Raw genomic sequence first — 14,523 nt, forward strand, 5'->3', positions numbered from 1 at the left:
TATCATCAGGGGTACAGGAATAACGACATGAATAAGCATCTCTATTTGATGATGATACTCGGCGTATCATCAACGGCCACGGCTGCCGAACAGACGGCTCAAACAGAAAATACCGCTACCGATAAACCGGTGGCGGCAGAAAAGAAAAATGCCGATGAAGATACTATTCTGGTGCGCTCCACTCCCACCAGTCAGAGCATGGGTACGCAGATTATCAACAGCGAGCAGATTCAGCGTCGGCCGACTCGTAACGGCAGCGTCACTGAATTATTGCGCTCCAACCCAAACGTGCGATTTTCCAATAGCCTTGACAGCAGCCAGACGCCCGGTGAACTGGCGCCGGAAAACGTGTCGTTTCATGGCGAGAAGTTTTACCAAAATAACTACATGATCGACGGGTTATCCAATAATAATGTCATCAACCCCGGCGCTAATAATGGCGAGCTGAGCAATACACCGGATGGATATTCGCCAACCGACCTGCCCGCCGGCGGTGCGCAATCATTCTGGGTTAATTCGGAGTTGATCGAGCAATTACAGGTATTCGACAGCAATATCTCCGCGAAATACGGCGACTTTACCGGCGGCGTGGTCGATGCCAAATTAAAAGACCCGAAACTAGACCGCGCTTCCGGCAAGGTTTCTTATCGTACTACTCGCGACAGCTGGGCCCGTTATCATATTGACGACGATATTGAGGGCGATTTTTATTCAGCCAGTCAGCTCTATTATCAGCCGAAATTCCGCAAGAATTTTTATTCCGCCACCTTTAATCAGCCATTAAGCGACAAGGCCGGATTTATTTTTGCCTATAACCGCCAGCAATCGTCGATCCCGTTTTACAACAGCGTCATGGACGAATGGGTCACGCAGACGCGTGAGGCGGAAACCTATTTGCTTAAAGGCACCTATCTGGCGGATAACGGCGATATTTTCCGCCTGACCGGCATGTACGCGCCGCATGAGTCCGGCTATTACAAAAAAGACATCAAAAACGGCGGTTATACCAATACCGGCGGCGGCTATCGCGGCAATATTGAATGGGAACACCATGCGGACTGGGGGAAAGTGAGCAGTCTGGCGGGGTATCAGTTTGAGGAAAACCGCATTGAACATGAGGCCGATACCTATCAGACCTGGTATCGCTATAACCTGTCGTCCCGATTTGTGTCCAGAGTGGTGGACTGGGGAACGGGGGTTGCGGGAAATAACGCGCAGTTATCAGGGATCGGCGGTTATGGCAAATATGCCACGGAAAAACAGACCTTCACGTTCAAACAGGATTACGAGTTAAATCCGCTCGCGTTGTGGGGCACCAGCCATCAGATGGATATGGGCTGGCAGGTGGATTCTTACCGCGCGCAATATCGCCGTTTTAGCGATGTGTATACCAATCGTAATACACCCACCATCAGCACCAACGTGGTGTGCCAGGCCGGCGACGCCTTCTGTATCAATGGCGAGCAGTACTACCGCAACCGCAATCTGTTCCCGGCGCGTCAGGTGGAAGGCAATTACGTCAACTATGCCGTGTATTTGCAGGACAGCGTCAGTTACAAGAATCTGGAAGTGACGCCGGGCGTGCGTCTGCAGTATGACGACTATCTGAAAAACCTGAATATCGCCCCGCGTCTGGCGGCGTCTTACGATGTGTTCGGCGATCGCGCTACCCGCATTTTCGGCGGCGCCAACCGTTACTACGCCCAGAACATGCTGGCGTATAAACTGCGCGCCGGAATCAACGAGTCGGTAGTGCAGAGTCGTACCAGCGCCAGCAGCGCCTGGACCAGCGGCAATACCAGCTATGGCACTAATGACTACGATATTTCCGACCTGAAAACGCCGTACAGCGACGAGTTGTCGCTGGGGCTGTCGCAACGGGTGTACGACACCGTCTGGACGCTGAAATGGGTTAATCGTCAGGGGCGCGACCAGTTTGGCCGCAGCAATAGAACCGATGACAGCGGCCAACGCTATTACTACCTGACCAATGACGCTCGTACCGAAGGCAATACGGTTTCGCTGACGGTAGAGCCTATCAGTCCGTATAAGCTGAAATACGCCGATATTCGCTGGGGACTTAGCGCCAGCATGGCGGATAACAAGACCAGCTCGCAGATTTACTACGACCAGGGCAACCTGGACGACCGCAAAGTGATTTTCAAAGGCCGCCTGACCGATCGTCGTGACATGGATGCGCTGGACTACAACACCCCCTGGTCGGTGGCGCTGAACATCAACACCTATTTCCCGGCCATTCGCCTTAACTGGGATCATAACCTGGCCTATACCTCCGGTTACAAAGGCTACCGTACCTCCAGCGTGACCTGCTCCGGCAGCGCCAGCAGCGTCAGCGCCTGCGGCGATTACACCGGTAGCGCCACGCTGTACACCGAGCGCCAGTATCAGGATTACGTCTCCTACGACTGGCGATTCAACTACTCCTTGCCCACCTATAAAAACCAGTCGCTGGACCTGACGCTGGACGTGATCAACGTATTCGACAACGTGATCGCCACCTCACAGGAATCCACCGGCGATACGGTGACCTACAAGCTGGGTCGTCAGTTCTGGCTGGGTGTGGCTTACAACTGGTAATGGCCTGACGCCGGGGCGCGGGTACGTCCCGCCCCCGGCGATAAAACAGTAACTTAATGAGATATCTCGTCGGTTTTACATACCTATGATTGAGCGATTAATGAGAAAAATGACTTCCCGCTGGCCAGGCATAATTGGTTTTTGCCTGTTCAGTACGCTGGCCTCAGCGCAAACCGTCACCAGCCCGCTGCCGGTGATTACTGAGGGGCAACTGGACAATGGCCTGCGTTACACCATTGTGCCGCTGGCCGGGCAGCAGCAACGGCTGGATATCCGGCTCAGCGTTGAGTCCGGTTCGCTGGATGAGCAAGACGGCGAGTCCGGCGTGGCGCATATGGTCGAACACATGGTGTTCCGCGCTACGCGGGATTACCCGGCCGGTCTGGCGCAAACGCTGGGCCAGCAGGGTTGGGTTCGCGCTCAGCACTACAATGCCATGACTAATTACGAGCGCACGGTGTACATGCTGAGCCCGCCTGCCGGCAAGCCATCTCTGGGGCTGGCGTTGAATGTGCTGGCGCAGATCGCCGGGCAGGCACGCTTCGAACCGGAGGACTGGCAGCGCGAGCGGCAGGTGATTCTGGAAGAGTGGCGCGGCAAGCTTGGTGTGGCGGAACGCATGAACCAACAGCGGGTGGCCGCTATCCGGCATGGTTCGCGCTATCCCGACCGTCCGGTTATCGGTTCTGAACACGCGATCCAGACCACGCCGGCGACGGTGCTGCGCAATTTTTATGCCCGCTGGTATCACCCCCGGAATATGCGCCTGCTCGTAATCGGCGACCTGGAGCCTGAACAGGTAAAACAGGCGATTACGCAGGCGATGGGGACGCTGCCGGACGGCAAAATACCGCAGCGTGATCAGTATGAACCGGCGTTGCGTCCGCAACTGCATGTGGTTCGCTTGCAGGACAGCCAGAGCAGCGTCAGCCAGGTGTCGTTGGTGTTCCGTTTTGACGATGCTGCGGCCAGAGCGACCGGCGAGCAGGGGCTGCGTCATCGTTTGATCAACCAGATCGCGCTGGACACCCTGAGCCGGCAGGTGCAGCGCCAGCCGATTTCATCGGCAGCGGCGGTCAGCAGCCTGGTGGTACGCAAGTCCGACATCGGGCGCACCACCGTGGCGCTGGGGCTGTTCGCCTCGGTGTTGCCGGACGGTCACCAGCAAGGGTTGAACGTGCTGCTGCAGGAGATTGCCCGGTTGCAGCGCTACCCGCTCTACGAGTCGGACATCGCGGCCGTCAAAGACGAGATTCGTCAGTCGGCGCAGAACATGGCGGCGACGCCGGAACAGCGCGAGTTCTCCGACTGGGTGCAGCAACTGGTGGTGTCCTGGCAGCAAGAGCGCCCTTATACCGGCAAACAACAGCTGGGGCAACAGGCTCTGGCGGCGCTGAACAGCATCACCGCCGCCGACATCAACGCCTGCCTGCAACGCTGGCTGTCCTCGCCCGATCAACTGGTGCAGTTCAGCGTCCCCGGCAACCTGGCTTTTACCTTGCCGTCAGCGGCCGACGTTGAGCAACTGCGTCAGCAGGCGGCTCGCGGCGAGCTGTCGCCGTTGCAACAATCTGTTGTGCGGGTCGCGCCCACGCTACCGGCAGTCGACGGTCATGGCGCGGTCACCAGCGTGCGCTCGTTCCCGGAGCAGAAGGTGGAAGAGTGGCAACTGGGCAACGGCGATCGGCTGGTGTGGCTGCGCAGTGCTCAGGCAGGCAAAGCGGTATCGTTGACCGTACAGTCCCCCGCCGGCTTTATGACGCCGGGACGCGAGCCGTGGTTGTCCCAACTGGCTGGTCAGTTGATCAGTCAAAGCGGGCCTGCTGGCTGGAAAGGCCGCGATCTGACTGACTGGAAAAAAGAGCAGCGGCTATCGCTCAGCCTGGATTACCAACCGGATGCGCTGCGCTGGAGCGGCAGCGTCAGCCCGGACAAGCTGGACGCGCTGCTGCATCTCTATCATGCGATGAACCGGTCGGCCGCTATTGATGAAAGCGATATGCGGGACAGCCTGTCGGTGCTGAAACGCCAGCAGGTCACCCGTGAACAGAGCGTCGGCTTCCGGCGGGAGCAGGAGATCGCCATGCTGCAGTTTGGCAAAACGACCACGCCTTTCCCGACGTCGGCACAGCTGGACACCGTGACTACCGAACAACTGGCACAGCAGTGGCGGCAGACGGTGGCGGCGCCGGTGACTTACTACCTGCTGGCCGATCTGCCGGCGGAGCGGTTGCGCCCGCTGGTGGAACGCTATCTGGCTTCATTGCCGCGTCAGGCCGGAGCTGAAAGCCCGCAGAACCTGACGTTGCCGGGGAAACGCGAGCGTGTCTCCGCCATCAATCTGGAGCCGAAAGCGGACATCTACCTGTGGAGTTTCTCGCCGCAGCCGTGGACGCCGCAGCAGGCGGTGCAGGTGAATATCGCCTCCCGGCTGGCGGCCCGTTATCTCAAGGCCAGCCTGCGGGATGACGCGCAGGGGATTTATAACCTGAAGATGGAAAGCCGTCTGAATGACAACAGTCAGCGTGTTGAGACGTTGCTGCGTTTCACCACCTCGCCGCAGCGGGCGCAAGAGTTAAGACGCAACGCGCAGCAGGTACTGGAAACGCTGGCGACGCGCATCACGCCGCAGGATGTGGAGCAGGAGCGCCAGCAGTTTATCCGTAGCGAGCGCGCCCGCCAGCAGGACAACAGCACCCTGATGTCGCGGCTGATGCTGAGTTATCGCAACTACCACGATCCCCGCTATCTGACCCAACTGGATAGCCTGGCGCCGGCCATTACCATCGAGGCGGTACGCGAAGCGGCGTCCCGGCTGTGGCATCCGCAAAATCAGGTGCTGTATATCACGCTGCCACGGGAGAAAAAATCGTGAAGCCGTTTCTGCGGGCTTTTGCCCTGTTATGCCGTCCGTTCTGGTTTAACCGGCGCTACTGGCAAAGCTGGTTGTTGCTGGCCGCTATCGTGGCGATGGGCGGCAGCATTGTGTATCTCAACGTCCGTATCAATGACTGGAGCAAAACCTTTTATGATGCGCTGGGGGCATTCGACAGTGGCCTGCTTTACCGCCTGATCAAAGAATATTGCCTCTATATCCTGATTTATATCGGCGTCTTCGTGTATCAGGAGTGGCTGACCAAACTGCTGATTATTCGCTGGCGCGAACAGATGACGGCGGCGTTTATCGACAGCTGGTTGGCGAAACGCGCTTTCTACCGCCTGTCGCTGAGCGGCCGGGTGGATAACCCGGACCAGCGCATCGCGCAGGATGTCGACCTGTTCGTTACCCAGACGGTGCGGCTGTCGGTGTCGTTTATCATCACCTTCGCCCAACTGTTATCGTTCCTGTTGATCCTGTGGGATCTTTCCGGCGTACAGCAGTTCACGCTGTGGGGGCACAGCGTGACCGTCAGCGGCTATCTGGTTTGGGTCGCGGTGCTCTATACCCTGTTAGGCAGCCTGATTACCCAGTGGATCGGCAAGCGATTGCACGGCATCAACTATCATAAGCAGCAGGCGGAAGCGGATTTCCGCGCCTCGCTGCTGCGCAAACACGACAGCGCGGAGCAGATTGCGCTGTACGGCGGTGAACGACAGGAAAAACGTCAACTGGGCGGCTATTTTGCGTCGATCGTCAGCAACTGGCGCTCACTGATGAACGCCGAGCGCAATCTGGGCCTGTTTACCGTCGGCTATACCCGCGTCAGCCTGATTGTGCCGGTATTCGCCACCTTGCCGGCGTTTCTCAGCAAGACCGTCACGCTTGGCGGGCTGATGCAGATTCGCAGCGCGTTCGGGCAGGTACACAGCGCGCTGAGCTGGTTTATCCGGGTGTATTACTCGCTGGTGGAACTCTCCGCCAGCATGACGCGTCTGGATCAATTCCGGCGGGAAATCGCGGCGCATCAGAACACGACGATACCTATCGTACAAGGCGAACACCTGCAGGTAGAGCGGCTCAGTTTCTCCACGCCGCAGGGGCAACCGCTGCTGCGCAACGTAACATTCCAGTGCGCGCCCGGCAGTTGGAACCGGCTTTCCGGCCACAGCGGACTGGGGAAATCGACCCTGTTGCGCACGCTGGCCGGGCTGTGGCCCTATTACAACGGTGCCTGGCAGGCCGGGCGCGGCAATTCACTGCTGTTACCGCAGCAAAGCTATTTAGGGCAGGGGGCGCTGGCGGAGGTGATCTGCTATCCGCGTGCGCGGCTGGACGATGAAGCGGCGTTGCGTCAGGTGTTGGATCAGGTTGGGCTGGGCGACTGGGGCGACCGATTACAGCAGCAGATGAACTGGGATCGGGTGTTCTCCGGCGGCGAGCGACAGCGGCTGGCGCTGGCGCGGGCGCTGGTCAATCGCCCGGATCACCTGTATCTGGACGAGGCCACCAGCCATCTCGACCCGCAGGCGGCCCGACATCTGCTGGGGGTGATCCGACAGGCATTGCCGGATTGCACCGTGATTGCGGTCACTCACCAGCAGGAACTGGCCGATCTGTTCCATTACCACATCGATCTGGCCGCTTTCCGCTAACTTCTTTCCCTTCGGCCGGGTGAAGTTTTCCCCGGCCCGTCTGAACAATGGTAATCTTGGCGGCATGTGCGCGCCGTGGATCAACCGGCGCGAATTTTACGGCACTTTCTGCCGGCGGCGGACTCAAAGAGCCAGCGCTATGGCAGGGCCGGCTCTTTGAGTCGGCGCCGTTTTATGTTGAGGAGTCGAGAGTGACAAAAGTGCGTCCGTTGTTTCTGGCTTTCCCACTGTTGCTGGCGGGGTGCAGCACACTATCCGGTTTTTCCTGGTCCAGTTTGTCGCCGTTTAACTGGTTCGGTCATCGTCTGGCGGTATCGGACGCCGGCGTTGGTGACATTAATGCCAGGACGCCGATGCTGGAGTCGGTATTGAACGACGCGTTGAACGGCGATTATCGCCTGCGCGGCGGTATGGAAACCCGCAACGGCAAGCTGGTATCGATCTATGAAGCGCTTAAGGATGACAGCGTCAGGCTGGAAATCAGCGGCGCGCCGAAAGGCCAGGTCACGCAGGTGGCGGTGATGGACAAGGCGATCGCCAGCGAGTGGGGTGTGAAAATCGGTGATGAATTCAGTTCGCTTTACAGCAAGGCGTTTGGCCTCTGTCAGCCGGGACAGGGCGCGGATGCTCGCAGCGTAGAATGCGTGGCGCCGCAGGGTAAACACGTCAGCTACCTGTTCTCCGGCAACTGGAGCGGACCGGAAGGCTTGATGCCATCCGACGATATTCTCAAAAGCTGGAAGGTCAGCAAGATCGTCTGGCACGCGCAGGGACGAGAATAATTCATCAGTATAGTTTATGAATTCATGCGCCGGGATGACGCTGTCCCGGTTCATATCGCCGCCGTGTTTTACGTCGTAATGTCATTTTCATCAGATTTATTGTTTAATTTTGTTAAAGTATTTGGTGCTTATTCTGTGCTGAATTACTGAAAAATCCCCTGATGACTCACTGCCTTTATTGCCTTTCATCATCGCTTTATCTGCGTCTTACCCTGCTGATTTATCATTTCTTCTGAATATGATCCGGACCGCATCCGGTGCTGTATCCGCACTCGCCTGACGCTAACATATAAATCTGCATACAGATTGCTGACACCATGCGCTGTGTGTGACCGGCAGCCGATAGTGGTTCCGTTGGCTGCGACTATCACCTGTACAGGAAGTCTGATGTGCGTATTCGCATCGCGTTTGGATCCGCACACCGATAATGCTCAATAAGGAGTTTTGATGTCCCACATCCTGATGGCCGCGGTGGCAACGCCGGGGCATGTTTATCCTATGCTGACCATCGCCCGTCATCTGCTGACCAAAGGGCACCGGGTAACCCTGTTCAGCGGTGCGCTGTTTCGTGAGCAGGCGCAGGCCGCCGGCGTCGGGTTTATCGCGTTCGATGAAGCGATCGATTTTGACTACCGTTATCTGGAGCGCCATTTTCCCAGGCGCGCCACTCTGCCGCCCGGCAACGCGCAGATGGCGCTGGCGCTGCGCGAATTCTTCTCCGCGCCTATTCCGTTGATCGACCGCCAGTTGCGCGCGGTGCTGGCGCAAACCGAGGCGGACGTGGTGATGGCGGAAAACTGTTTCTACGGCATTCTGCCGTTGCTGGCCAGCGAGGATCGCCCGCCGGTGATTGGCATTGGCGTGACGCCGCTGTCCTTTTCTTCCCGCGATTCGATCTTCTACGGGCCGCGTATCCCGCCCGCGCTGTTGCCGCCGGATTTGACCCGCGAACAACTGATCGACGACGAAACCCGCGAACTGATCGCCGGCGTGAAAGAGGCGTTCGATACGGTGATGGTGCAGTCGGGACAACAGCCGCTAACCGCACCCTTTGCCGACGCGCTGATCAGCGGCTGCGACCGTTTCCTGCAATTGTCCACCACCGAACTGGAATATCACCGCGATGATTTGCCGTCGTGCGTACGCTTTGTGGGGCCGTTGCCGTTGAAGGTGACAGAGGAGGATGCGGAACAGGCGCTGTGGCCGCCGCAGGACACCCGGCCGCTGGTGATTGTGTCGCAGGGAACGCTGGCGAATGTGGATTTGCAGCAATTGATTGGCCCGACGTTACGCGCGCTGGCCGACCTGCCCGTCCGGGTGCTGGCGACCACCGGCGGCCGGCCGGTGGAAGCGCTGGCCGCTTCGGTGCCGGAAAACGCACGGGTGTGCCGTTTTGTCTCGCTGGAGCACTGGCTGCCGCGGGCGGCGCTGTTGATTACCAACGGGGGATACGGTTCGCTTAACGCGGCGTTGTCTCACGGCGTGCCGTTGATTGTGGCCGGTACGGGAGAAGACAAACTGGAAACCGCGGCGAGGGTGGTGTTTGCCGGCTGTGGGCTGAATCTCGGCACCAGCACGCCGGGCGAGCAGCAGATTGCCGACGCGGTGACGCGCATCCTCGAACAACCCGGTTATACCCAGCGGGCGCGTTGGGTTCAGGCGGATTGCGCGCGTCATCACGCGCTGGAGGCGATTGCGGAAGAGGTGGCGGCAATCGGGTAAGCGTTTTACGTCGCTTATATCTAAAGCACGTTGTCTGGATAAACCACTGTCATTTGTACGGTGGTTTTTTTTCACCTGTGGGTGAGGCGGTACGTTTCCCTGTTGCGTGTTGGCGAATATTCAGACTGATGCCTGGGATTTATTAGCGGTATTTCGCATCAGTTTTTTACGATCAACCCAGGTATGGGTCTGAGGGTCATAATAACGGCTCGGCCATATTTCTTCCGGCTTAACGCCTAATGCGTTGGCAATCAGCAATTCCCCTTTCGGCCAGGGGCGATATAAGGCGTTTGCCAATGTACTTGAACTTAATCCTGCTTCTCGTGAGACCGCTGAGAGTGATGTTCCTTTCTTCCTCAATGCAGCAATGATATCGGCGGAATGCCAGTCCATTCTCCTTGCGCGCATGACTTATCCTCGATGCTTGTGGCTGGTTGTTATTTTGGTTGTGACAGACTTTTACTATTACACACTTTTATAGGTAAAAAATACTCTTGAATTAAATTTAATTTAATAAAATTAGGGATATCATGTGCCATGAATCTGATGAAAGCAGGTATTTGTTTGGTTACATGAAGGATAAGGCAAGGAAGTGTTTGATATAGTTAATGAATGGAAACGTGTTGGATGTTGCGGTTGTGAAAGTATGATGGATGAAATAAATTCAATGGAATATATTTAAATTAAAACTAATTATCTGGTTAATAATTGGTGATGCTGAATACCAAATACCATCCTAAAATTTGGCGAAAGATATTTAATAAACAGGATGTCGCTTGTAATGACCGTTAACCACGATTATTTGCGCTCGTTTATTCCCTTGCTGGATGGGATGAATGAGCCATGGGGAATCAAGGATCTGGCGTCTCGCCATGTGTATATGAACACGCCAGCATACAGTTACACTAATACGCCGGTACGTTTTGATATTGAGGGAAAATCCGACGAAGAATTTCCGATCGCCTGGGCGGAATTATCGGGTGATTTTATTGAACACGATCGTCGAACGGAGATCCGTGCTGAACGGGTTACTGTTATTGAAACCCATTACTGGTTTGGCAAAGCAGAACTGTCGCCGTATATCAGTGAAAAAATTCCTCTTTTTAATCAGGCAAAAGAATGCGTGGGCATTTTGTGGAATGCCCGGCCGATGACCACATTATCGCCGCTGATTCATATTGATCAGCGTAAGCCAACCGTATTGAAAGCCGAAATAACCACCGATCTTTTTACTCGCGCTGAACTGGATACACTCTTTCTGGTGTTGCGGCGTTTTTCCAGCAAAGAAATCGCAAAGCGGTTCAACCTGTCCAACAGAACGATCGAAAACAGAATACAAAACATGTACCAAAAAGCCGGTGTGCATTCGTTCAATCAGTTTGAAGAGTTTTGTTATCAACAGGGGCTGGACGGCTTTATACCTCACTCATTGCTGACCAAAGGTATTTTATTTATCTAGCAAGGATGGGTGAAATGGAAAACATTGATGATTATCCGGTGAGCCGGGTTCCGGCGTCGGTCCGGTTGCCATTTTTCAATGTGGCTTTGGTTCATATCGGCATGCTCACCGCGCTGGACCAGTTTATGCTGGGGGCGGTGCTGGGGAATTCGATGACGCTCGGCGAGGCGTTTCTGGCGATCGCCATCGGCAGCGCGATTTTCGGCGTCGTCACGCTGGGGCTGGGTTACGCGGGCATGAAGGAGGGATTGTCCGGCAGTTTGCTGGCGCGCTGGTGCGGTTTTGGCCGGATGGGGGCGGTGTTTATCGGCGCGATTATCGCCGTCAGCCTGTTGGGCTGGTTTGGCGTACAAAACGCGGTGTTTGCCAAATCGCTTAATTTTGCGTTAGGCGATCAATTAGGGTTTGGCTGGTCGGCGGCGCTTTCCGGTTGTGTACTGACGTTACTGGTTACCTTCGGCTTCAGTGCGTTACGCTACACCGCCAGAATTGCGGTGCCGTTGTTTATCATGGTAGTCGGCTATATTTCGACCATGACATTGACCGGGCATAACATTACCGAGTTGCTGCAAAAAAGCGTATCTGGCGAGGCTATTTCGGTGAGCGCCGGTGCGACCATGGTGGTCGGCGGTTGTATTGTGGCAAGTCTGATCACCCCTGACATGACGCGCTATTCTCGTCGCGGGCGGCATGTTTTCTGGATCACCATATTGTCGATCATTATCGGCGAATTTATCGTCAACGGACTGGCGATCCTGATTGCCCGCGCGCTCAATACCGCCGACATCGTGACCATCATGTCGCAGACGGCGGGCGGTATCGGGCTGATTACGGTAATTTTTTCTACCTTGCGCATCAACGACATCAATCTGTATTCATCGTCACTGGGTATTGCCAATGCGGTGGAAGGCATCACCGGCAGAAAGCTGAGTTACAAGGCCATCACGTTGTTGATCGGTTTTATCGGCACCTTTCTGTCGGTGATCGGCATTCTGGACCGGTTCGTGGATTTCCTGACATTGCTGGGGGTGTTCTTCCCGCCGGTTATCGGGGTGATGCTGGTGGATTACTATATTCTGCGTACCAGCCGGCGGTTGCTGGACGAAAGCCGTCGGCGCGGCGAACTACCGGATGCGGGCAGCACGCCCTACGTCGGCTGGCCGGCGATTATCGCCAGTCTGATGGGGAGCGCCGTTGGGTTGTTTACCGCATGGGGGATTCCGGCGCTGAATTCGCTGCTGGCGGCCAGTGTGCTGTACTGGATGATCAAGGCGACGTTACCGACGGCGAAATCCATCCGGGGTAGGTAATGCGACCGCTACGTTGATCATCCTTGCGAAAACAGTCACCTACGCTTTCCACCTTTATCGGTAAGGTTATCCTGTTATCGTCAACATCGTCTGATATCATGTGAACAGATTGAGGCGTGGTGGTCACGCCTCGCGTCTTTTATTGATATAGCAGCATTGAGATAGCAGCCCGGCATGGTTTGCCGGCGCGCGCGAAACTGCACCGAGTAATGTGAGGAAGCAACAGATGACACAAATTCAAAGCGGTATTTTGCTGGAGCATCGCCGTTTTGCCATCTTCATGGAGGCTATGGTACAGGGTGAATTTGATGCCATCCGCCAGGGGTGTAAGAAGTTTTGTCAGGCGCTGACCGAGTTGCAGCAACGTTTCCCTGACGCGGGTCTTGGCGCGGTGATCGCCTTTGGCTACGACGTCTGGCGCGAACTGGATAGCGACAACAGCGCGCAGGAACTCAAACCCTTCACGCCGCTGGGTAACGGACTGGCGCCGGCCACTCAGCGCGACATGCTGATTCACATCCAGTCGTTGCGTCATGACGTCAACTTTTCGCTGGCGCAGGCGGTGCTGGCGGCATTCGGCAACACCATCAACATCGAAGAGGAAACCCACGGCTTTCGCTGGGTGGAAGACCGCGATCTGAGCGGTTTTGTCGACGGCACCGAAAATCCGCAGGGCGACGCCCGGCGTGACGTCGCCATCGTGCCGGACGGTCAGGCGGGTGAAGGCGGCAGCTACGTGTTTGTCCAGCGCTGGGAACACAATCTGCGCCAGTTGAATCGCATGAGCGTGGAACAGCAGGAACAGATGATCGGCCGCACCAAACACGATAACGAAGAGCTGTCGTCCGAGTCGCGGCCAGTGACCTCGCACCTGAGCCGCGTCGACCTCAAGGAAGACGGCAAAGGGCTGAAAATCCTGCGTCAGAGCCTGCCTTACGGCACCGCCAGCGGCAAGCACGGCCTGTATTTCACGGCTTACTGCGCCCGTCTCTACAACATTGAGCAGCAACTGCTGAGCATGTTCGGCGACCGCGACGGCAAACGCGACGATATGCTGCGCTTTACCCGCGCGGTCAGCGGCAGTTACTTCTTTGCCCCTTCTATTGATCGTCTATTGTCGCTATAACAGAATCCGGTTTTGCTACAGTCAGGCACTGCACCGCGGTGCCTGTTTTTTTGGCGCCGCCTGACGCCCCCCCCGGAGAGAAAATGTGACCACGCTTGAACACTGCGTCGGCAATACGCCGCTGATTAAATTACAACGTTTGGCTCAGCACACCGGCAGCGAAATCTGGCTGAAGCTGGAGGGCAATAATCCGGCCGGTTCGGTGAAGGATCGGGCGGCGTTGTCGATGATCCGGCAGGCGGAGCATCGGGGCGAGATTACGCCGGGCGACACGTTGATTGAGGCCACCAGCGGCAACACCGGTATCGCGCTGGCGATGGTGGCGGCGATGAAAGGCTACCGGCTGCGTCTGCTGATGCCGGAAAACATGAGCCTGGAACGGCAGGCCGCGATGCGCGCCTACGGTGCGGAACTGTTGCTGGTCAGCCAGCAACAGGGAATGGAGGGCGCGCGCGATCTGGCCCGGCAGATGGCGCAGGCGGGTGAAGGCAAGCTGCTCGACCAGTTCAACAACCCGGACAACCCGCTGGCGCACTTCACCACCACCGGCCCGGAAATCTGGCGGCAAACGCAGGGGCGCCTCACCCATTTCGTTTCCTGCATGGGCACCACCGGCACCATCACCGGCGTGAGTCGTTACCTGAAAAGCCAGAGCGAAACGGTGTGTACCGTCGGGCTACAGCCGCAGGACGGTAGTCAGATCCCCGGGATCCGTCGCTGGTCGCCGGACTATATGCCGGGTATCTTTCAGCCACAGCTAGTGGACCGGATTATGGATATGTCGCAGCAGGAGGCGGAAACCACCATGCAACAACTGGCGCGGGTGGAAGGGGTGTTCTGCGGCGTCAGCTCCGGCGGCGCGGTGGCGGGCGCGCTGCGTATCGCCGCCGAACAGCCCGGCAGCCTGATCGTCACCGTGGTGTGCGACCGCGGCGATCGTTACTTGTCTACCGGTGTGTTTGGCTGACGGATAGACGCCAGCCATCACCGCTA

Annotated in this window: 10 protein-coding genes; 9 read left to right on the plus strand and 1 reads right to left on the minus strand. The window is 56.9% G+C overall.

The window, feature by feature from the left end; translation table 11 throughout:
• Positions 1-27: 27 nt before the first annotated feature.
• From DDA898_RS04555 to DDA898_RS04575, 5 genes are all read left to right on the plus strand, one after another.
• Positions 28-2,598, plus strand: a complete 2,571-nt coding sequence (locus DDA898_RS04555) for a TonB-dependent receptor plug domain-containing protein (RefSeq protein WP_038910365.1) — start codon at positions 28-30, stop codon at positions 2,596-2,598.
• 100 nt (positions 2,599-2,698) lie between these two features.
• Positions 2,699-5,473, plus strand: a complete 2,775-nt coding sequence (locus DDA898_RS04560) for a M16 family metallopeptidase (protein ID WP_038910366.1) — start codon at positions 2,699-2,701, stop codon at positions 5,471-5,473.
• Complete coding sequence (locus DDA898_RS04565) at positions 5,470-7,131, plus strand: ABC transporter ATP-binding protein/permease (protein WP_038910367.1); 1,662 nt, start codon at positions 5,470-5,472, stop codon at positions 7,129-7,131. Before DDA898_RS04560 ends, DDA898_RS04565 begins: the two co-directional genes overlap by 4 nt.
• A gap of 191 nt (positions 7,132-7,322) precedes the next feature.
• The gene (locus DDA898_RS04570; RefSeq protein ID WP_038910368.1) at positions 7,323-7,913 is read left to right on the plus strand and encodes an RpoE-regulated lipoprotein; all 591 of its coding nucleotides are present in this window, start codon (positions 7,323-7,325) and stop codon (positions 7,911-7,913) included.
• Between the two features lie 447 nt (positions 7,914-8,360).
• The gene (locus DDA898_RS04575) at positions 8,361-9,635 is read left to right on the plus strand and encodes a glycosyltransferase (RefSeq protein ID WP_152490668.1); all 1,275 of its coding nucleotides are present in this window, start codon (positions 8,361-8,363) and stop codon (positions 9,633-9,635) included.
• A gap of 120 nt (positions 9,636-9,755) precedes the next feature.
• On the opposite strand, the gene DDA898_RS22065 is transcribed toward DDA898_RS04575, so the two are convergent.
• Positions 9,756-10,043 carry a helix-turn-helix domain-containing protein gene (locus DDA898_RS22065; RefSeq protein ID WP_071604503.1) on the minus strand — a complete coding sequence of 96 codons (288 nt, stop codon included), beginning with the start codon at positions 10,041-10,043 and terminating at the stop codon, positions 9,756-9,758.
• 361 nt (positions 10,044-10,404) lie between these two features.
• On the opposite strand from DDA898_RS22065, the gene DDA898_RS04580 reads away from it, so the two are divergent.
• The 4 genes from DDA898_RS04580 to cysM all read left to right on the plus strand — a co-directional run bounded on the left by DDA898_RS04580 (position 10,405) and on the right by cysM (position 14,497).
• Positions 10,405-11,094 carry a helix-turn-helix transcriptional regulator gene (locus tag DDA898_RS04580; protein ID WP_038900415.1) on the plus strand — a complete coding sequence of 230 codons (690 nt, stop codon included), beginning with the start codon at positions 10,405-10,407 and terminating at the stop codon, positions 11,092-11,094.
• 14 nt (positions 11,095-11,108) lie between these two features.
• A complete protein-coding gene (locus DDA898_RS04585; RefSeq protein WP_038910369.1) occupies positions 11,109-12,404 on the plus strand; it encodes a cytosine permease in 1,296 nt (431 codons plus the stop codon).
• Positions 12,405-12,630: 226 nt separating this feature from the next.
• On the plus strand, positions 12,631-13,530 hold the full coding sequence (locus DDA898_RS04590; protein ID WP_038910370.1) for a Dyp-type peroxidase: 900 nt from the start codon (positions 12,631-12,633) through the stop codon (positions 13,528-13,530).
• An 85-nt stretch (positions 13,531-13,615) separates the two neighbouring features.
• Positions 13,616-14,497, plus strand: coding sequence for a cysteine synthase CysM (cysM, locus tag DDA898_RS04595; RefSeq protein ID WP_038910371.1), 882 nt, complete (start codon positions 13,616-13,618; stop codon positions 14,495-14,497).
• The last annotated feature ends 26 nt before the right edge of the window (positions 14,498-14,523 follow it).

The organism is Dickeya dadantii NCPPB 898 (assembly GCF_000406145.1).
Lineage (GTDB): Bacteria > Pseudomonadota > Gammaproteobacteria > Enterobacterales > Enterobacteriaceae > Dickeya > Dickeya dadantii.

Bases quoted from the DNA above. Each gene is read 5' to 3' on its own strand.
- DDA898_RS04555 (WP_038910365.1), top strand. From the start codon at position 28: ATGAATAAGCATCTCTATTTGATGATGATACTCGGCGTATCATCAACG.
- DDA898_RS04560 (WP_038910366.1), top strand. From the start codon at position 2,699: ATGAGAAAAATGACTTCCCGCTGGCCAGGCATAATTGGTTTTTGCCTG.
- DDA898_RS04575 (WP_152490668.1), top strand. From the start codon at position 8,361: ATGTCCCACATCCTGATGGCCGCGGTGGCAACGCCGGGGCATGTTTAT.
- DDA898_RS22065 (WP_071604503.1), bottom strand. From the start codon at position 10,043: ATGCGCGCAAGGAGAATGGACTGGCATTCCGCCGATATCATTGCTGCA.
- DDA898_RS04580 (WP_038900415.1), top strand. From the start codon at position 10,405: ATGTCGCTTGTAATGACCGTTAACCACGATTATTTGCGCTCGTTTATT.
- DDA898_RS04585 (WP_038910369.1), top strand. From the start codon at position 11,109: ATGGAAAACATTGATGATTATCCGGTGAGCCGGGTTCCGGCGTCGGTC.
- DDA898_RS04590 (WP_038910370.1), top strand. From the start codon at position 12,631: ATGACACAAATTCAAAGCGGTATTTTGCTGGAGCATCGCCGTTTTGCC.